Origin of the sequence: Kineococcus siccus (assembly GCF_009906795.1) — a bacterium.
Classification (GTDB): domain Bacteria; phylum Actinomycetota; class Actinomycetes; order Actinomycetales; family Kineococcaceae; genus Kineococcus; species Kineococcus siccus.
In genome coordinates this window covers 1-17812 of record NZ_JAAALN010000069.1, presented here as the reverse complement: position 1 = coordinate 17812, position 17812 = coordinate 1, and the positions used below count along the sequence as shown (strand labels likewise).

19 protein-coding genes are annotated in these 17812 nt (G+C 76.0%); 7 read left to right on the top strand and 12 right to left on the bottom strand.

The window, feature by feature from the left end; all coding sequences use genetic code 11:
- On the top strand, nt 1–894 hold an 894-nt coding region (locus GTR02_RS09905), incomplete at its 5' end, for a PIG-L deacetylase family protein (protein ID WP_205708968.1).
- Between the two features lie 12 nt (nt 895–906).
- Here the strand turns inward: GTR02_RS09905 and GTR02_RS09900 are convergent.
- The 6 genes from GTR02_RS09900 to pgsA form a co-directional block, all read right to left on the bottom strand.
- On the bottom strand, nt 907–1452 hold the full coding sequence (locus GTR02_RS09900) for an NUDIX domain-containing protein (RefSeq protein WP_166607321.1): 546 nt from the start codon (nt 1450–1452) through the stop codon (nt 907–909).
- Entirely contained in the window at nt 1449–2369 is a 921-nt protein-coding gene (gene pdxS / locus GTR02_RS09895) for a pyridoxal 5'-phosphate synthase lyase subunit PdxS (RefSeq protein ID WP_166607320.1), read from the bottom strand. The genes GTR02_RS09900 and pdxS overlap by 4 nt, the downstream gene beginning before the upstream one ends.
- An 85-nt stretch (nt 2370–2454) precedes the next feature.
- Nucleotides 2455–3021: a LemA family protein gene (locus tag GTR02_RS09890; protein ID WP_166607319.1), complete on the bottom strand. Its 567-nt coding sequence runs from the start codon at nt 3019–3021 to the stop codon at nt 2455–2457.
- The gene (locus tag GTR02_RS09885; protein WP_166607318.1) at nt 3018–4193 is read right to left on the bottom strand and encodes a glycosyltransferase; all 1176 of its coding nucleotides are present in this window, start codon (nt 4191–4193) and stop codon (nt 3018–3020) included. The genes GTR02_RS09890 and GTR02_RS09885 overlap by 4 nt, the downstream gene beginning before the upstream one ends.
- Nucleotides 4190–5164, bottom strand: coding sequence for a phosphatidylinositol mannoside acyltransferase (locus GTR02_RS09880; RefSeq protein WP_166607317.1), 975 nt, complete (start codon nt 5162–5164; stop codon nt 4190–4192). Before GTR02_RS09880 ends, GTR02_RS09885 begins: the two co-directional genes overlap by 4 nt.
- The gene (gene pgsA / locus GTR02_RS09875) at nt 5161–5781 is read right to left on the bottom strand and encodes a phosphatidylinositol phosphate synthase (RefSeq protein ID WP_166607316.1); all 621 of its coding nucleotides are present in this window, start codon (nt 5779–5781) and stop codon (nt 5161–5163) included. Before pgsA ends, GTR02_RS09880 begins: the two co-directional genes overlap by 4 nt.
- A gap of 149 nt (nt 5782–5930) precedes the next feature.
- Between pgsA and GTR02_RS09870 the strand changes: the two genes are divergently transcribed.
- Together GTR02_RS09870 and GTR02_RS09865 are read left to right on the top strand one after the other, a co-directional pair.
- Entirely contained in the window at nt 5931–6425 is a 495-nt protein-coding gene (locus GTR02_RS09870; protein ID WP_166607315.1) for a hypothetical protein, read from the top strand.
- Nucleotides 6422–7315, top strand: coding sequence for a hypothetical protein (locus tag GTR02_RS09865; protein ID WP_205708967.1), 894 nt, complete (start codon nt 6422–6424; stop codon nt 7313–7315). Before GTR02_RS09870 ends, GTR02_RS09865 begins: the two co-directional genes overlap by 4 nt.
- A 9-nt stretch (nt 7316–7324) precedes the next feature.
- Here the strand turns inward: GTR02_RS09865 and GTR02_RS09860 are convergent, their stop codons facing one another.
- Genes GTR02_RS09860 through GTR02_RS09845 form a run of 4 tightly spaced genes read right to left on the bottom strand, consistent with a single transcriptional unit; the run spans nt 7325 to nt 10847 of the window.
- Nucleotides 7325–7651 (bottom strand): hypothetical protein, encoded by a 327-nt coding sequence (locus GTR02_RS09860; protein ID WP_166607314.1) that lies wholly within the window; start codon nt 7649–7651, stop codon nt 7325–7327.
- 45 nt (nt 7652–7696) lie between these two features.
- A complete protein-coding gene (locus GTR02_RS09855; protein WP_338073712.1) occupies nt 7697–8284 on the bottom strand; it encodes an HIT family protein in 588 nt (195 codons plus the stop codon).
- Between the two features lie 2 nt (nt 8285–8286).
- Nucleotides 8287–10257, bottom strand: coding sequence for a threonine--tRNA ligase (gene thrS / locus GTR02_RS09850; RefSeq protein WP_166607313.1), 1971 nt, complete (start codon nt 10255–10257; stop codon nt 8287–8289).
- 53 nt (nt 10258–10310) lie between these two features.
- Nucleotides 10311–10847, bottom strand: coding sequence for an MOSC N-terminal beta barrel domain-containing protein (locus tag GTR02_RS09845; protein ID WP_166607312.1), 537 nt, complete (start codon nt 10845–10847; stop codon nt 10311–10313).
- A gap of 362 nt (nt 10848–11209) precedes the next feature.
- On the opposite strand from GTR02_RS09845, the gene GTR02_RS24365 reads away from it, so the two are divergent.
- The 4 genes from GTR02_RS24365 to GTR02_RS09825 all read left to right on the top strand — a co-directional run bounded on the left by GTR02_RS24365 (nt 11210) and on the right by GTR02_RS09825 (nt 14819).
- Nucleotides 11210–12169 carry an ABC transporter permease subunit gene (locus GTR02_RS24365; protein ID WP_205708966.1) on the top strand — a complete coding sequence of 320 codons (960 nt, stop codon included), beginning with the start codon at nt 11210–11212 and terminating at the stop codon, nt 12167–12169.
- A gap of 1 nt (nt 12170) precedes the next feature.
- Nucleotides 12171–13007, top strand: coding sequence for an ABC transporter permease subunit (locus tag GTR02_RS09835; RefSeq protein ID WP_166607310.1), 837 nt, complete (start codon nt 12171–12173; stop codon nt 13005–13007).
- Nucleotides 13008–13010: 3 nt separating this feature from the next.
- Nucleotides 13011–13736 (top strand): VOC family protein, encoded by a 726-nt coding sequence (locus tag GTR02_RS09830; protein WP_166607309.1) that lies wholly within the window; start codon nt 13011–13013, stop codon nt 13734–13736.
- Nucleotides 13737–13838: 102 nt separating this feature from the next.
- The gene (locus GTR02_RS09825) at nt 13839–14819 is read left to right on the top strand and encodes a LysR family transcriptional regulator (RefSeq protein ID WP_166607308.1); all 981 of its coding nucleotides are present in this window, start codon (nt 13839–13841) and stop codon (nt 14817–14819) included.
- Nucleotides 14820–14865: 46 nt separating this feature from the next.
- On the opposite strand, the gene GTR02_RS24360 is transcribed toward GTR02_RS09825, so the two are convergent.
- Complete coding sequence (locus GTR02_RS24360) at nt 14866–16392, bottom strand: GMC oxidoreductase (RefSeq protein ID WP_166607307.1); 1527 nt, start codon at nt 16390–16392, stop codon at nt 14866–14868.
- A partial coding sequence (locus GTR02_RS09815; protein WP_205708965.1) for a glycoside hydrolase family 3 C-terminal domain-containing protein occupies nt 16389–17812 on the bottom strand: 1424 nt, incomplete at its 5' end. The genes GTR02_RS24360 and GTR02_RS09815, both read right to left, overlap by 4 nt.

The window sequence follows — 17812 nt, the reverse complement described above, 5'->3', positions numbered from 1 at the left end:
CGTCGTCGGGGTGGGCGGCGGGGCGGACGGCTGTGCCAGGCTCCGCGCGTGGTCGACGACCGGGCTCCCCGCTACGTGCTGGTGTCGCTGCACGCCCACCCCGACGACGAGGCCCTGCTCACCGGCGGCACGCTGGCGCGGGCCGCCGCGGAGGGGCACCGCACGGTGCTGGTCGTGGCCACCGACGGCGCGGCCGGGCTCGCCGACGGGGCCCCCGGGGCCGCTCTCGCGCAGCGCCGGGCGCGGGAGCTGGCCGCGTCGGCGGCGGCCCTGGGCGTGGCGCGGGTCGTGCGGCTGGGCCACCGCGACAGCGGGTACCTCGTGCCGGCGGGTGCCGGCGCCGGTCCGTCCGGCCCGGTCTTCAGCGCGCTGCCCGTGGACGGCCTCGCGGCCGAGGTCGCCGCGGTCCTGCGCGAGGAGCGCGCCGACGTGCTCACCACCTACGACGCGCACGGCGGCTACGGCCACCCGGACCATGTCCACGTGCACCGGATCGGGGTGGCCGCGGCCGCGCTCGCGGGCACGCCCGTCGTGCTGGAGGCCACCGTCGACCGCACGTGGGTGCGGCGGGCCCTGCGCCTCGCGGCCCGCGTCCCCGGGCTGGTGGGCGACGTGACGGCGGACCGGGTCGCGGACGGCTTCACGGCGCGGGCGGACCTCACCCACCGGGTGGACGTGCGCGCGCACGCGGCGGCCAAGCGGGCGTCGCTCGCGGCGCACGCGAGCCAGTCGGAGACCGGCGGGCGCCGCGGGATCCGCGGCATCGGGGCGCTGCTGCTGCTGCCGCGGCCCGTGTTCCGCCGCGCGCTGGGCCGGGAGTGGTTCACCGAGCGCGGGCGCGCCCCCGGCGGGGTGCTGCTCGACGACGTGTTCGCGAGCCTGCGACGCGGCTGAGCCGCACGGCCGTCACTCGACGGGGAGCGGTGGGCCGTCCCAGTGCGCGGGCAGCCCCGCGACGAGCCGGGGCAGGTCGACGGGGTACACGGCCACGCCGCTCGCCACCAGGTCCGCCAGCTCGTCGGGGTGCCACCAGCGCACGTCGTCGAGCGTGGCGTGCTCCAGGGCCGTCCAGCCGCCGCGGGTCAGGGGCGTGCCCTCGTCGACGCGGTGCACGAAGAACTCCTCGGTCTGCCGGCAGGGCAGCCCGAGGAAGGGGAACTCGGCCGTGCGGACCCAGACCGGACCCTGCAGCGCCTCGGGTTCCGCCACGAGCCCCGTCTCCTCGAGGAGCTCCCGCACGGCGGCCTCCCGGGCCGGTTCGCCGGCGGCCCGACCGCCGCCCACGGTGAACCACCACCGCTGCCCGGGGCGCCCGGGATCGGTCCCCCGCACCAGCAGCACGCGGCCCGCGCCGTCCAGCAGGACGACGCGGGACGCGGCCCGCGTGCGGGTGCCGTCGGGTTCCACGGCCCACTCGGGGCCGAGCGGATCCGCTGCGGGAGAGGAGGTCACCAGCCGCGGGTGGCCAGCCGGTGCGGCTCGGGGATGGCCTCGACGTTGAGGCCGACCATGGCCTCGCCGAGGCCCCGGGACACCTTGGCGATGACGTCGGGGTCGTCGTGGAACGTCGTGGCCTTGACGATCGCCTCGGCGCGCTGCGCCGGGTTGCCGGACTTGAAGATGCCGGACCCGACGAACACGCCGTCGGCGCCGAGCTGCATCATCATCGCCGCGTCGGCCGGGGTGGCGATGCCGCCCGCGGTGAACAGGACGACGGGCAGGCGGCCCGCGGCCGCGACCTCGCGGACGAGCTCGTAGGGCGCCTGCAGCTCCTTCGCGGCGACGTACAGCTCGTCGGGCGACATGGAGCGCAGCCGGTTCAGCTCGGCGCGGATCGTGCGCATGTGCTTCGTCGCGTTGGACACGTCGCCCGTGCCGGCCTCGCCCTTCGAGCGGATCATCGCCGCGCCCTCGGTGATGCGGCGCAGCGCCTCGCCGAGGTTCGTCGCGCCGCACACGAACGGCACGGTGAACTCGTGCTTGTCGATGTGGTGGGCGTAGTCGGCGGGGGTGAGGACCTCGGACTCGTCGATGTAGTCGACGCCCAGGGACTGCAGGACGCGCGCCTCGACGAAGTGGCCGATGCGGGCCTTGGCCATGACGGGGATCGAGACCGAGGCGATGATCGCGTCGATCATGTCCGGGTCGCTCATGCGGGACACGCCGCCCTCGGCGCGGATGTCGGCGGGCACGCGCTCCAGGGCCATGACGGCCACGGCGCCCGCGTCGGCCGCGATCCTGGCCTGCTCGGCGTTGACGACGTCCATGATCACGCCGCCCTTGAGCATCTCGGCCATGCCGCGCTTGACGCGCGCCGTCCCCACGGCGGGGGTCGCGGTGCTCGGGTCGCTGCTCACGTCGGTGCTCACGGTGGGTCCGCCTCGCGCTTCGTCTCGTCGGTCGCCCGGGAGGACCGGGCGTCGGCGGCGGCCTCCGGGGAGGTCACCTGCGCCGTCATCGTACGTTCCGCCCCGCGGCCTCCTCGGGGCCGCCGCCCGCGGAGCCGTCGTCGAAGTCGGCCGTCTCGGGCAGCCGCGCGTGCCCCGCCAGCCGCGCCCAGCGCACCACGCGCTTGGCCCGCAGCCGGCGGGTCTGCACGACGGCGTCGTTGTGGAAGCGCCGGGCCAGCTCCACGCGGTGCGCGGCGTCGCGCACGCGGCCCGCGGCGGGGTGCCCCGGGGGCAGGACGACGCCCAGCGCACGCGTCAGGCCGCTCTCCGCCGTCCACCGGGCCGCGTCGTCGGCGTCGGTGGCGTCGCGCAGGGCGGCCGGGGTGCGCGGGGCGTCCAGGCTCGCGGTGGCCGCGTCCGCGAGGATCAGCGACGTGGCCGGGTCGAGCTCCCCGCCCGTCGCGAGCTCCAGCGCCGCCGACGCCCGGCGGGTGAGCTCCACCTCGAGCCCGGCGCGGCTGGTCTCGACGCGGTGATGCAGCCGGTCGAGGCGCTGGGCCGTCGCGGAGAGGTAGCCCGCGAGCGCGCAGACGACGAGCAGGGCCACCAGCGTCCAGGCGAGCGAGCTCACCCCCCGCTCCCGTCGGGCGCGCCCGGGGCGGGCAGGCGGCGGTCGGCGACCACGCGGGCGTGCGCGGCGAGACCCGTGCGGATCGTCTCGTAGACCGCCAGGACGTCGGCCGCCACGACGGGCCAGTCGTAGCGACGGGCGGTGCGCTGCCCGGCGGCGGCCAGCCGGGCCCGCCGGGCGGGATCGGTGAGCAGGCCGAGGACGGCCGCGGCCCCCGCGTCGGCGTCGCCGGTCGCGAACAGGACCCCCGCGTCGCCGTCGTCGAGGACGCGGCGGAAGGCCCCCAGGTCGCTGGCCGCGACGGCGACGCCGGCCGCCATGGCCTCGACCAGCACGATGCCGAAGCTCTCGCCGCCGGTGTGCGGGGCGAGGTAGACGTCGGCGGAGGCCAGCAGCGCCTGCTTGCCGGCGTCGTCGACGGCCCCGAGGAACTCGACACCCGCGGGGTCGGGCAGCAGCGCGCGCGCGGCCGCGAGGTCGCCGCGGCCCGCGACGAGGAACCGCGCGCCGGGCAGCACGGCCCGCACGCGCGGGACGACCTCGCACAGCACCGGCAGCCCCTTGCGCGCCTCGTCCAGTCGCCCGACGAAGGCGACCACGGGGGCCTCGGGCGTACCGGTCCACGCGGGCCGGGGCTGCGCGCCGGCGAAGTCGTCGACGAACACGCCGTTCGGCACCACGACCGCGTCGCCGCCGATGTGCTCGACCAGGGTGCGCCGGGCGTCCTCGCTCACGGCGATGCGCGCGGCGACCTTCTCCAGGCTGGGGCGCAGCAGCGGGAAGGCGGCCTGCATGGCGCGCGAGCGGAGGTTGGCCGTGTGGAACGTCGCGACGACGGGTCCCTCGGCCGCCCACAGCGCCAGCAGGGACACGCTGGGGGCGAGCGGCTCGTGCAGGTGCAGCACGTCGAACCCGCCCTCGGTGAGCCAGCGGCGCACGCGCGCCGCGGTGAGCGGCCCGAACGCGAGCCGCGCGACGGAACCGTTGTAGGGCACGGCGACCGCCCGGCCGGCGCTGTCGATGAAGGGGGGCAGGACGGCGTCGTCGTCGGCGGGGGCGAGCACCCGCACGTGGTGGCCGAGGGAGGCCAGGTGCTGCGCCAGGTCGCGGACGTGGAACTGCACGCCGCCGGGGACGTCGAAGGAGTACGGGCAGACGATACCGATCCTCACGGTGCCGCCCGCCGCACGCGCTCGACGTCGGCGGTGAACACGGGCTGCAGGACGTGCCAGTCCTGCGGGTGCGCCGCGACGGCCGCCGCGAGCCCGTCGGCGCAGGCCTGCGTGAGGGCGGCGACGGCCGCGGCCCGCTGCGGCCCGCGGCCCCCGGGCGGGACCGCGACGGTGGGCGGGACCTCGAGGGCGGGGCCGAAGGCGATGTGCACCCCCCACCGCGCGCCCGTGCGCCGCCCCGGGTGCCCGGGCGGCAGGGGGACCGACGTGACGGCCGCGGTGAACAGGGCCGCGCCCGTCGCGAGCGCGAGCGTCGCGGGACCCGCGGCCATCCGCAGCTCCTCGCCGAGGAAGCGCACCCCCACCCCGTGACCGGTGAGGTCGCGGTCGGCGAGCAGCGGCACCAGCGCGCCTGCGCGCAGCCGCCGCACGAGGGTCGGGGACGTCGCGGGGTCCCCCAGCGGCAGCACCGTCATGCCGAGCGAGGCGCGGAAGGCGAGGAAGGCGTCGTAGACGGCCGCGGGCCGCACGCGCTCGGCGACGGTGACGACGGGCGCCAGCTCCAGCGTCGCCCAGGCGCCCGCCAGGTCCCAGTTGCCCAGGTGGGCCAGCGCGAGCACCACGCCCCGGCCCTCCGCGAGGGCGGCCCGGACGGGCGCGTCGCCGCTCGCGCTCACCGTGCGGCGGATCCGCTCGCGGGAGAACGACGGCAGCCGGAAGGTCTCGCACCAGTAGCGCGTGTAGGACGCGAGCCCGGCCCGCACCAGGGCGTCCAGCTCGGCCGTGGAGGCGTCGGGGCGGGTGCGCCGCAGGGTCGCGCGCAGCTGCTGCACGCGGGGCCCGTCGCCGCGGTGCAGGCGGCCGGCGACCTGCTCGGCCCCGGCCAGCACGACCGCCTCGGGCAGGACGCGCAGCAGCCGCCAGCCGGCGCGGAAGGACGCGGCGGTGACGGCGTCGCGCGCGCGGCTCACGCGGCCGGCGGCCCGGCCAGCGCCTGCCGCCGCACGAGCGCCATGCGCTGGCCGATGGTCACGAGGCTCGCCACGGCCAGCAGCGCCAGCACGACGGTGAGCACGACGCGCGGCGCCCCGAGCCCGACGGCCGCGGCCCCCGCGAGGACCGCGAGGAGCCGGTCGGAGCGCTCGGCGATGCCGACGTCGGCCCGCATCCCGAGCCCCTCGGCGCGCGCCCTCGCGTAGGGGACGATGCTGCCGAGGCACAGGCAGAGCAGCGCCAGGCCCGCGGTGGGCTGGTGCTCGCCGCCGCGGGCGTACCAGATGACGAGCCCCCCGAAGACGGCCGCGTCGGCGAAGCGGTCGAGCGTGGAGTCGAGGAAGGCGCCCCAGGCCCCCGACCGGCCGGACGCGCGCGCCATGATCCCGTCGACGGTGTCCGAGAGGGCGAAGACGGCCACCGCGAGGCTGCCCCAGAGCAGGTGCCCCCGCGGGTACAGGACCAGCGCGCTGACGCAGACGCCCACGGTCCCGACGGCCGTGACCAGGTCGGGCCCGGCCCCCAGCCGCAGCAGCAGGTGCGCGACGGGGGTGAACACCCGGGTGGCGAAGGCGCGCGCGAAGCGGTTGAGCATCGGTCCGTCTTCTGTGCGGGGGCGGGCGGGGCCGGCGGTCGCTGCCGAGGCGCCCTCACCCTAGGGCCTCGTCCGGCGCCGCCCGAGCGCGCACGCCGGGGCGGCCGCGCCTCCCGGCGGGCGCGAGCGCAGCTGCCTAGGCTGCCGACGTGCTCGACCCCGCCCCGGTGATCCGCCGCCTGCCGCGCGCCGGTCTCGCCTGGCGCAGCGCCGTCGCGGTCGCCTTCCTCGTGCTGCTGGTGCTGGGCACGGTGCAGGGCAACGACGACCGGTGGCCCTTCGCCCCGATGTCGCAGTACGCCTTCGCCGTCGACCTCGACGGCGAGATCCGCTCGACGCGCATCGAGGCGGTCACGACGGCCGGCACGCGCACCGTCGTCCCGCTGACCCCGGGCGGGGTCGGCCTGCGCCGCGCCGAGGTGGAGGGGCAGCTGGGGCGCTTCGTCGACGACCCGGCCCTGCTGGAGGCCGTGGCGGCGGCCGCCGCGCAGCGCCACCCCGGCCGCCCGCGCTACGCGCGCCTCGAGCTGCGCCAGACGGTCAGTCGGCTCGTGGCCGGCGAGGTGGTCGGGCCGCCGCAGGACGTGCTGCTCTCGGCGTGGGACGTCCCGGACCCGCAGCACCCGCTGGGGTGCTGCCGGTGACGGCGCGACCGGCGCAGGCCGCGGTGCCGGCGGGCTCGGCCCAGAGCCCGAGGTCCAGCTCGAGGTGGCGCTCGTGGTGGGCGCCGCCCGTGGCCCTCGGGCGGATCGCGGTGCTGCGCTTCGTGCTCTACGCCTTCGTCGTGCTCGACGCGCTGCACCTGACGACCTGGCCGCTGGACCACGGCGACGTCCCGGCGCAGCTCTACCGGCCGATCCTGCTGCGGCGGCTGCTGGACCTGCCCGCGCCCACCGAGACGTCGGTGCGGGTGGTGCTCGTGGTCCTCGTCGCGAGCGCCGTGGTGGCCGCGCTGGGCCGACTGCCGCGGGCCGCGGGCTGGGTGTGCGCCGCGGCCTACCTGGAGTGGACGAGCAACGCCTTCAGCTACTCCAAGATCGACCACGACCACGTGGCGCTGCTCGTCGCGCTGCTCGTGCTGCCGACGGTCGGCCCGGCCCGCGACGCCGCGGTGCGCAGCGAGGCCGCGGGCTGGGCGGTGCGCTGCGTGCAGGTCGCGACCGTGTGCACCTACTTCCTGGCCGCCCTGGCCAAGATGCGCTTCGGCGGCTGGGACTGGGCCAACGGCGCGATCTTCACGTGGGCGTTCTCCCGCCGCGGCAGCGACCTCACCGACGCGCTGCTCGCGGTCCCGCACCTGGTCCTGGTGATGCAGTGGGGCGTGCTGGTCGCGGAGTTCCTGAGCCCGGTCCTGCTGTGGCTGCGCGGGCGCGCGCTCGCCGCGGCCGTCGCGTTCTGGGTGCTCTTCCACGTCGGCACGTACCTGACCATCGGCATCCACTTCCTCCCCACGGTCGTGTGCCTGCTGGCGTTCGTGCCGCTGGAGCGGCTGCCGCGTGCGGGGCGGTCGGGAGCGGGGCGGTCGAGGGCGTGACCTCGCGTCCTACCCCTGCGTCGTGGCGTACCACGCCGCGTAGTCCGTGGTCTCGACGAGGTGCCGGGTGAGGTCGGGGCGGCCGTCGTCCCACCACACCGGTCCCCGCTCCCCCAGCTCGTGCTTGGCGCGGTCGACGCGGGAGCGCGCGTCCTCGCGGGCCGCGGCGTCGTCGGCCGCCATCGCCGCCCGCTTGTCGCGGCGCGCGGCCATCAGCCGGTCCACGAGCTCCTGGCGGCGCTCGGGGTCCAGACCCGGGTCGGAGCAGCGCCACAGCCGGCCCCGGACGACGAGGTAGCGGCCGTCGGGGGTCGTGAGGGCGGGGCCGCGGGTCATGCTCCCCGATCCTGGACCGGAGGCGCCGCAGCGGCACGCCCACCCTCAGGCGGGCGCCACCGTCGTCCAGGCCGCGACGAGGCGCTGCCGGGTGTCCTCCAGCAGCTCGGGCAGCGCCTTGGTGCGGGCCACCACGGGCAGGAAGTTCGCGTCGCCCTCCCAGCGGGGCACGACGTGCTGGTGCAGGTGGGCGGCGATGCCGGCGCCCGCGACCCCGCCCTGGTTCATGCCCAGGTTGAACCCGGCCGGGTTCGAGGCGGCCTGCAGCGACAGGACCGCGGCGCGGGTCAGGGCCGTGAACTCCGCGAGCTCCTCGGCGCCGAGGTCGACGTAGGAGGACACGTGCCGGTAGGGGCAGACGAGCAGGTGCCCGGGGTTGTACGGGAAGAGGTTGAGCACGACGAACGCCGTCTCGCCGCGGTGCACGACGAGCCCCTCGGCGTCGTCGAGCCCGGGAGCCCGGCAGAACGGGCACTGCGCGACGTCGTGCGGGTCCGCGGGCTTGCGCTCGCCCGTGATGTAGGCGAGGCGGTGCGGCGTCCACAGCCGCTCGAAGGAGTCCGGGTCGCCGGCGAAGGACGCCGCCGCCTCCACGAGGGGTTCGCGCGGCGGCGGCGCGGGGGCGTCGGCCACCCTCAGACCTGCACGCGGCGCTGCACGGCGTCGACGATGCGCTCGACGGCCTCGTCGACGGGGATGCCGTTGTCCTGGCTGCCGTCGCGCAGCCGGAAGGACACGGCACCGTTGGCCGCGTCCTCCTCCCCCGCGATGAGCAGGAACGGCACCTTCTGCTTGGTCCAGGTGCGGATCTTCTTGGGCATCCGGTCGTCGGCCGCGTCGACCTCGACGCGGATCCCGCGCGCCTTCAGCTGCGCGGCCACCGCCTGCAGGTGGTCGACGTGCGCGTCGGCGACGGGGATGCCGACCACCTGGACGGGCGCGAGCCACGGGGGGAAGGCGCCCGCGTAGTGCTCGGTCAGCACCCCGAAGAACCGTTCGATCGACCCGAACTTGGCCGAGTGGATCATCACGGGCTGCTGCTTGGAGCCGTCCGCCGAGGTGTACTCCAGGCCGAAGCGCGCGGGCTGGTTGAAGTCGTACTGGATGGTCGACATCTGCCAGGTCCGGCCGATGGCGTCGCGGGCCTGCACCGAGATCTTGGGTCCGTAGAACGCCGCCCCGCCCGGGTCGGGCACGAGCTCCAGGCCCGTCTCGAGCGCGGCCGCCTCGAGCACGGCCGTCGCCTGCGCCCACTCCTCGTCGGAGCCGATGAACTTCTCGGAGTCCCCGCGGGTGGACAGCTCCAGGTAGTAGTCGTCGAGGCCGAAGTCGCGCAGCAGCCCGAGGACGAAGTCGAGCAGGTGGCGGATCTCCGACGGCGCCTGCTCGGTCGTGACGTAGCTGTGGGAGTCGTCCTGGGTCAGCCCGCGCACGCGGGTGAGGCCGTGCACGACACCGCTCTTCTCGTAGCGGTACACGGACCCGAACTCGAAGAACCGCAGCGGCAGCTCGCGGTAGGACCGACCGCGCGAGCGGAAGATCAGGTTGTGCATGGGGCAGTTCATGGCCTTGAGGTAGTACTTCGAGCTCTCCAGCTCCATGGCCGGGAACATCGTGTCCTCGTAGTAGGGCAGGTGCCCCGAGGTCTCGAACAGCTGGCCCTTGCTGATGTGCGGGGTCCCGACGTAGTCGAACCCCTCCTCGATGTGGCGGCGGCGGACGTAGTCCTCCATCTCCCGCTTCACGACACCCCCCTTGGGGTGGAAGACGACCAGGCCGGAGCCGATCTCGTCGGGGAAGGAGAACAGGTCCAGCTCGGCCCCGAGGCGGCGGTGGTCGCGGCGCTCGGCCTCCGCCACGCGCTCCTGGTAGGCCTTCAGCTCGTCCTTCGTCGGCCACGCGGTGCCGTAGATGCGCTGCAGCTGGGGGTTCTTCTCGCTGCCGCGCCAGTAGGCGGCCGCCGAGCGCAGCAGGCTGTAGCCGTTGCCCGACAGGCGCGTGGTCGGCAGGTGCGGGCCGCGGCACAGGTCCCTGAACGCCACCGTGCCGTCGCGCCGGACGTTGTCGTAGACGGTCAGCTCGCCCGCGCCCACCTCGGCGTCGGCACCGTCGGCGGCGTCGCCCGCGGAGGACTTCAGCCCGATGAGCTCCAGCTTGTAGGGCTCGTCCGCCATCTCGGCGCGCGCCTCGTCGTCGGTGACGACGCGGCGCTCGAAGCGCTGCGCCTCCTTGACGATGCGCTGCATGGTCTTCTCGACGGTCTTGAGGTCCTCGGGGGTGAACGGGCGCTCGACGTCGAAGTCGAAGTAGAACCCGTCGCGGATCGGCGGGCCGATGCCGAGCTTGGCCTCGGGGAAGTGCTGCTGCACCGCCTGCGCCATGACGTGCGCGGTGGAGTGGCGCAGCACGGCCAGCCCGTCCTCGGAGGAGATCAGGACGCCCTCGACCTCCTCGCCGTCGGCGAGGACGTGGCTGAGGTCGCGCAGCTCCCCGTCGACGCGGGCGACGACGACGTCGCGGTCGTCGGCGAACAGCTGCGCCGCCGTCGTGCCGACGGCCACCACGACGGGCTCGCCGGAACGGTGGACGGTGAGCTGCGCGGACACGCGGGCCTCCGGGAACGTGCGGACGGCGGGACGGTCGTCCCGGCCCGCCGACTCTATCCGTGCGCCGGGAGCACCTGGACGGGCGCGCCGCGGCGCAGGGTGCCCCCGACGACGACCTCGGCGAACCAGCCCGCGCAGTGCCGGGGGCGGGCGCCCAGGCGAAGCCGCACGGGTGCGGCGTCCGGGTCGCCGAGGACCAGCTCCGCGCCCGCGGCGGGCTCGCCCGGCCCGCCCAGGTCGACGACGAGGTTGGCGCGCGAGGCGTCGCCGGCCGCGGGGTCCTCGCGCTGGGCCCGGGTCACGACGTGCACGGGGGCCACCTGGCGGGCGCCCGCGGGGTCGGCGCGCAGCCGCACGGGCCCGCTGCCCAACAGCGCCGCGACGGCCTCGAGGTCGCCCGGGCGACCGCCGGGGACGGCGAGCAGGGGGTCGGCGGCGCTGCCGCCGAGGTCCAGCGTGCGCAGCAGGGGGGCCGTCTTGGCGGTGAGCACGGTGCCGTCGGCGGTGACGAGCACGTGCCCCCGGTCCCCGAGGAGGCCGTCGGGCCGCAGCTCGGCCTCGTCGGGGCGCAGCCCGGCGACGGACTTCACGGGTGGAGCCACCCCGCCGTCGCGCCCTCGTGCGGCTGCGCCGGCCGATGTCCACCTCAGCCCCACCGTCGCGGATCATCCTGCCTCCCCCGCCGCGGCGGCGGGGGGCTGCGCGGCATCGCGATGGGGGATACCCCGGTATACCGAGACGTTGTTTCCGTCGCTCCCCGTCCCTCCCCGAGACTGCGGGTGTCGCGAGGTCCACGACCCACCCGCGACCGACCACCTCCGGGCGCGAGCCCACGACGACGATGTCCGGGAGACGACGTGCGACTCCAGCTCCAGATCCCGTTCCAGAGCCCGGGCCAGGTGCCGTTCCAGGGCCAGGTCCCGGCCCGGCGCCGCGCACCGGGGCGACCCTCGTGAGCGGTGCCGCGCTCACGAGCCCCGCGACGCCTCCGCCGGCGGAGGCCTCGGCCCGGCCGTCGCCGCCCTCCTCGCGCAGCGGGCGCCGGCTGAGCGCCTCCCGCGTCGCGGCCTGGTGGTGGTCCCTGCCGGCCCTCGTCGTCGTGGCGCTCGTCCACTACGCCGCCGTCGTCGCCGGGGCCGGCTACGCGTTCACGGACTTCAACGGGTTCCGCGTCCGCAGCTTCGTCGGCTGGGCGAACTTCCGGGAGATCTTCACCGGCGCGGCGCCCCTGACGGCGCTGACGAACACGTTCGTCATCGCGATCTCCTTCCTGGTCCTCACCAACGTCATCGGCATGGCCTTCGCCGTGGCGCTGAACCGGACCCTGAAGACCCGCTACGTCCTGCGGGTCCTGCTCTTCGCGCCGGTGGTCCTGAGCCCGCTGGCGGTCTCCTACGTCTGGAAGTTCCTCTTCCAGCAGACGGGCCCGATCAACCAGGTGCTGGGCGCGGTGGGCCTGGAGGGCCTGCAGCGCACGTGGCTGGGCGATCCCGGCACCGTCGTGCCGGCCATCATCGTCGTGATGGTCTGGCAGCACGTCGGCCTGACGATGGTCATCTACATCGCCGGCCTGGCCAACGTCCCCGTCGAGTCCGAGGAGGCGGCGGCGATCGACGGCGCCGGCCCGTTCGACCGGTTCCGGCACGTCACGCTGCCGGCCCTGCGACCGACCGTCGTGGTGGCCTCCACGCTGATCCTGGTGCAGGGCCTGCGCGTGTTCGACCAGGTGCAGGCGCTGACCGGCGGTGGCCCGTTCGGCGCCTCGGACACCCTGGCCACGAGCATCTACAAGGAGACGTTCGTCAACGGCCGCTTCGGGTTCGGCGCGGCCATGGCCCTCGTCATGACCGTGCTGGTCCTCATCTGCGCGGGCGTGCAGATGCTCCTGCTCCGCGAGAAGGGGGACGACTGACGTGTTCCGCTACTCCAAGGGCACCGCCGGCCGGGAGATCGGGATGGTGCTCGTCACTCTGGTCTTCGTCCTGCCGCTGCTGATCCTGCTCAACGTGTCCCTCAAGACCAGCGGCGACTCCATCGCCGAGTCCGGGTTCACGCTCGCCGACCCCGTGAGCGGGTCGGGGTTCGCCGAGGCCGTCGGCGGGGAGGGGCAGTACAGCCTCCTGCGCGGCGCGATCAACAGCGCCGTCATCACGGGCGGGACGGTGCTGGTCCTGATCGCCCTGGGCTCGATCACGGCGTTCACCCTCACCCGCATCACCTCACGCCTCAGCAGGGTCGCCTTCGGCGCCGTTCTGCTGGCCATCGTCCTGCCGAGCCAGCTCTCCCTCGTGCCGCTCTACAGCGGCATGCGGCAGCTGGACCTGCTCGGGACCCGCACGGGGATGGTCCTGCTGTACTCCGGGATGCTGATGCCGCTGGCGGTCTTCCTCTACTCCGGCTTCACCCGCTCGCTGCTCAAGGAGTACGAGGAGGCGGCGCAGATGGAGGGGGCCGGGAGGTTCACCATCTTCAGCCGCATCGTGTTCCCGCTGCTGGGCCCGGCGACGGGCACGGTGGCCATCTTCGCGGGACTCATCGTCTGGAACGACTTCTTCACGTCGCTGGTGTTCCTCAACGGCTCCGACGCGGTCACCCTGCCCGTGGTGGTCTACAGCTTCGTCGGTGCGCTGGTGTCGAAGTGGAACGTCGTCTTCGCCGCCGTCATCCTGTCCATGGTCCCGATCCTCACCGCCTACGTGTTCGCGCAGAAGCAGTTCATGCAGGGCTTCGCCGGCGGCGTCAAGGGCTGAGCGGTGCCCGCCCCCGTCCCCGTGGTCCCCACCGGTCCACGGTTCCCGGTCCTCGAGCGGGCGGCGCGCCTGGTCGAGGTGGAGGTCGCCACCCCCACGCCCGTCGACGACGCGGACTTCCTCGTGGGCCTGGGGCTGCGGCGCCCCGCGGGCGCCGGCGCCGACCCGCGCGTGCGGACGTGCGCCGACCCCTACGGCTGCACGCTCCACCTCGTCGCCGGACCCCGACCGCGGGTGCAGCGCCTGCAGTGGCAGGCGGCCTCGCCCGGGGGCCTGGCGGCCGCGGCCGTGCGTCTCGGGGCGGTCGGCGGCCGGCCGGGGCTCGACGCGGTGGAGAGCACGCCGTCGGGTCTGCAGGTCCGGCACCCCGACGGGCTGCGGACCGAGCTGCGCTGGGAGCGGGACCGCGACTGGGCCGGCGGCTCGGCGTCGGGCTGCCCGCTGCACGACGGTCCCGAGGACAGCTGCCCGGCGCGGCCGCCCCTGATCGACCACGTCGACCTCGCGTGCGGCGCCGCGGGCGGGCGGAGCCTCGCCGAGCTGCTGGGGCTGCGTGGTCGCACGGTCCTGCGCTCGGGTCACGCGGGGGAACCCGGTGTCGCCGCCTCGGCGGCCGGGCCGCGGCTCGTGCTGCGCGACGGCCCGCGAGCGCCGCGACGCGGCGCGGCCCCCGCGCGGACGCCGGGCGGGCTGGCAGTGCTGCTGCTGCCCGCGCACGGGTGGAGGTGAGGGCGACGGTCTAGAATCAGAACACTCGATCTGATACGGTCCGGCCACGGTCCCTGCCCGGGAGGTCAGGGGTGAGCGACGGCGAAGTCGTGGAGGGTCGTTGTGGTCAACCTGCTGAACTCGGACCTCAATCTGCTGGTCCCGCTCGACGCCCTGCTGACCGAGCGCAACGTCACGCGGGCGGGAGCGCGGATCGGCGTGAGCCAGCCGGCGATGAGCGCCGCCCTGGGCCGGCTGCGACGGCAGTTCGACGACGTGCTGCTGGTGCGGGTCGGAGCCCGCTACGAACTCACCCCGCTCGCGGAGACCCTCTCGGTGCGCGTCCGCGAGGTGCTGCAGATGGCCGAGGAGACGCTGCACCCCAACCCGGGTTTCGACCTGCTGACCTCGACGCGGGAGTTCGTCGTCATCTCCTCCGACTACGCGATCGCCGTCCTGGCCCCGCACCTCATGCCCATGCTCCGTGCGGCCGCCCCGAACGTGAAGCTGCGGCTGACCAGCGTCGACCAGAACGCCGTCGACCAGCCCCTGACGGCGCTGCGTTCGGTGGACCTGCTGCTCACCCCCCGAGGTCAGTGCTCGGGAGTCCCGAGCACCGACCTCTTCGAGGACCACTGGACGTGCATCTCCGGCCGCCCGCACCCGGACGGCGAGGTCCTGACCCTGGACGAGCTGCGCCACTCCCGCTGGGCCCGGGCCTTCGCCGGGTCCGGCGGGACCGCGGCCGACCGCCGGGTCGACGAGCTGGTGACCGGCGCTCGCGTCGACCTCGTCGCCGACACCCTGGCGCTGCTGCCGTTCAGCATCGCCGGGACGGACCTGCTCGCCCTCGTGCCGGACCGGCTGGTCTCGCGGGCCGCGGACCTCGCGCTGGTGCACCGGGTGCGCGTGCCGCTGCCGGTCGTCCGGCTGCACGAGGCGGCGTGGTGGCACCCGCAGCGGACCGACGACCCCGGGCACCGGTGGTTCCGCGGACTCGTGCGCCGGGCGGCGGCACAGCTGTCGCCCGATCTCGTCGCCGAGACGGCGCGCGACGGCGCCGGCGTCGGGGACGACCTCGGCCGGCAGGCCGTCGCGAGCTGAGCCGCCGCCCACCCCGGGGGCCCCGGGCGCGAGGTCCCCCCGGAGTTCAGCCCCGGGTCGCGTCCTCCCCGGTCCACGCCGCCGCCGAGGCGGCGACGTGGCGGGCCCCGCGCACCGCCAGGGCGACGGCGGTCAGCGTGGGGTTGCAGGCCGTCTCGGTCGGGATGAGCCCGTTGCCGGCGACGAAGAGGCCGCGGGTCCCCCACACCTCGCCGTTCGGATCGCAGACGCTGGTCCCGTCGTCGGCCTGCCCCATCCGGGTCGTGCCCTGGTAGTGCAGGGAACTCCCGGCCGGCAGCTCGATCGGTGCGTCGTCGAGGGGTTCGCCCAGGACCCGGGCGGCGCGCACCACGGCGTCCTTCGCCGCCGCGAGGCGGCGGGCGTCGGTGGCGGTCAGGGCGTAGTGGACGCGCGGGGCGGGCAGGCCGTAGCCGTCGACGGCGTCCTCGGCGAACTCCACGCGGTCCTCGGCCCGGACGTCCTTGGCGCAGAACCAGCCCAGTCCCACGTAGGCGCCGGGCCGGTCCGCGGGGAGGTCCGGGCGGGGCACGGGCGAGGCGTCCATCTGCATCACCTGTCCGTGGAACGGGTGCCGGTCGTCGTCGAAGGGGACCCAGCTGACCCCGCTGCCCTGCGCCAGGGCCGTCCCCGACCCGGGCTCGAGGGCGGCGCCCGCGAGGACGTCCTCGCGCAGCCGGACGGCCGTGAGGACCTGCGGCTGGTCGTTGAGGTAGCGGCCCAGGGCGGGCGGCCGGACCCCGGAGGCGAACAGCAGCTGCGGCGTGCGCAGCGCGTCCGCCGCGACCACGACGACCCGCGCGGCGATGCGGGTCTGGGCACCCGTGGTGACGTCCCGCACCCGCACGCCGGTGACGCGGCCGTCGTCGAGGAGGACCCGCTGGGCGAGGGTGTCGGGGAACAGGGAGACCCCCTGCCGCAGCACGTCGCCGAACACGACCGCGGGGCCGGACCAGTGCAGCCCGCCGTCGCCGTCCGCCTGCACGGCCAGGGGCATGGGCTGGACCCGTCGGTCGAGCGGGCGGTCGTCGTCCAGCACCGCACCGAGCAGCGCGCGGACGTCCGCGGCGAGGGGTGCGTCCGCCAGGGCGGCGGCGCTCACCCCGAGGAGACGCTCGGCCTCGTCGAGGTCGGCGTCGAGGTCGGGCAGGAAGGAGATGCGCTCGCTGCCGCCGGGACGCGGGCACGCGCCCGTCCAGTGCGCGCCCATGCCCCCGACGCCGCTCGACATGGCGGCGGCGGGCAGGCCGGTTCCCCCGGCCGCGAAGCCGTCGGGGAGCAGGAAGGTGCCCGGCCGGGCCCGGCGCCCGTCCGGTGCCGCCCCCGGACCGTCGCCGGCCCCGGGGCCCTCGGAGGCCCGCTGCGCGCGGCGGCGGTCGTCGGGGTCGGCGATGTTCTTGACGTGGTCGCCCGGCGGGGAGGACAGCACGGGGCCGACCTCGAGCACCACGACGCGCAGCCGTGCCGCGCGCTCGTGCAGGACCCGGGCCCAGGCCGCACCGGCGGGGCCGCTGCCGATCACCACGACGTCGACGTCGGCGGGGTAGCGGGTCACCGGAGCACCTCCACGTGCTGCGCGAGGGGGTCGGTCGCCGAGCGGGCGACCCGGAGGTGGTGCACCCCGGCGGGGACCACCCAGGACCCTCGTGCGGTGTCCCACCGGCGGAACGCGCGGTCACCGAGCCGCACCACGACGTCGGCGCTCGCCCCGGCTCCGGCGTGCGCGCGACGGAAACCCACGAGCCGGTCGTGGTCCTCGCCGGGGGCGCGGGCGTAGACCTGCACGACGTCGCTGCCCGCCCGCTCGCCGGTGTTGTGCACCTCGCAGCGCACCTCGACCTCGCCCGGGTCCGGGACGTCGCGCACGTGCACCGCGCCCAGCCGCCACCGCGTGTAGCCCAGGCCGGCACCGAAGGCGAACGCCGGGACCAGCCCGTGCCGCGCGAAGTGCCCCGGCCCGGCCGGTTCGACGCGCCCGTAGTCCAGCACGAGGTCCTCGTCGAGCGAGACGCCGGCGCCGGGGTAGTCCGCGTCGGAGCGGGCGAAGGTCAGCGGGAGTCGCCCGCTCGGCTCGCGCCGCCCGGTCAGCACCTCGGCCAGCGCCGGGCCGAACTCCTCACCGCCGTAGAAGGGGACGAGGACGGCCGCGGTCCGCTCCGCCCACGAGGTGTCGACCTGGTGGGCGGCGTTGAGGACGACGACGGTGCGCGGGTTGACCGCGGTCACCGCGTGCAGCAGCTCCAGCTGCTCCGGGCGCAGCGCGGTGCCGTCGCGGTCGGCGCTCTCCCGCGAGGCCTTGCGGTCGTCGCCCACGACGAGCACCACGGTCCCGGCGGCGCGCGCCACCGCGACGGCCTCGTCGAGCAGTCCGGGAGGTGCCGGCGAGCGGTACCCGAGGGTCACCGACTGCACCCGTCCCGGGACGAGGTGGACGTCGCCGACGATCCGGACCCGCTGCCCGCGCACGAGGTCCACCCGCGTGCCCATCGTGTCGGCGCGGGCCACGACGCCCATGACGTCGGCGGGATCGGGCGCCCGCCAGTCCAGGACACGGCGACCGTCGACGGTGAGCGTCCCGTTCCCCGTCCCACCCAGGTGCAGCTCGTGCGTCCCGTCGACCGCGGCGACGAACTCGGTCCGCAGCCGGACGCGGCCGCCGAGCCCCGGGCCGCCGATCCCCGGGATGTCGCCGAACCACACGAACGTGGACGTGGGGCGGACCTCGCGGGCCCGGGGTTCCTGCGCCCCGGCGGGGAAGCCCTCGAGGACCACCTCGGCGAAGGGCAGCAACCCGCCGGGGGCGCAGCCCGCGGCGACGCTGACCTGCTCCGCACCGAGGGCGTCGGCGATCGCCTGCGCCGCGGACACCGGGGGGGTGGAGGGGGTGACCTTCGCGAACGTCCCGCCCTGCAGGCAGGGGGTGAGGGCGTTGGGACCGATGACGGCGACCGTGCGGCCGGGGCCGGGCCGCAGGG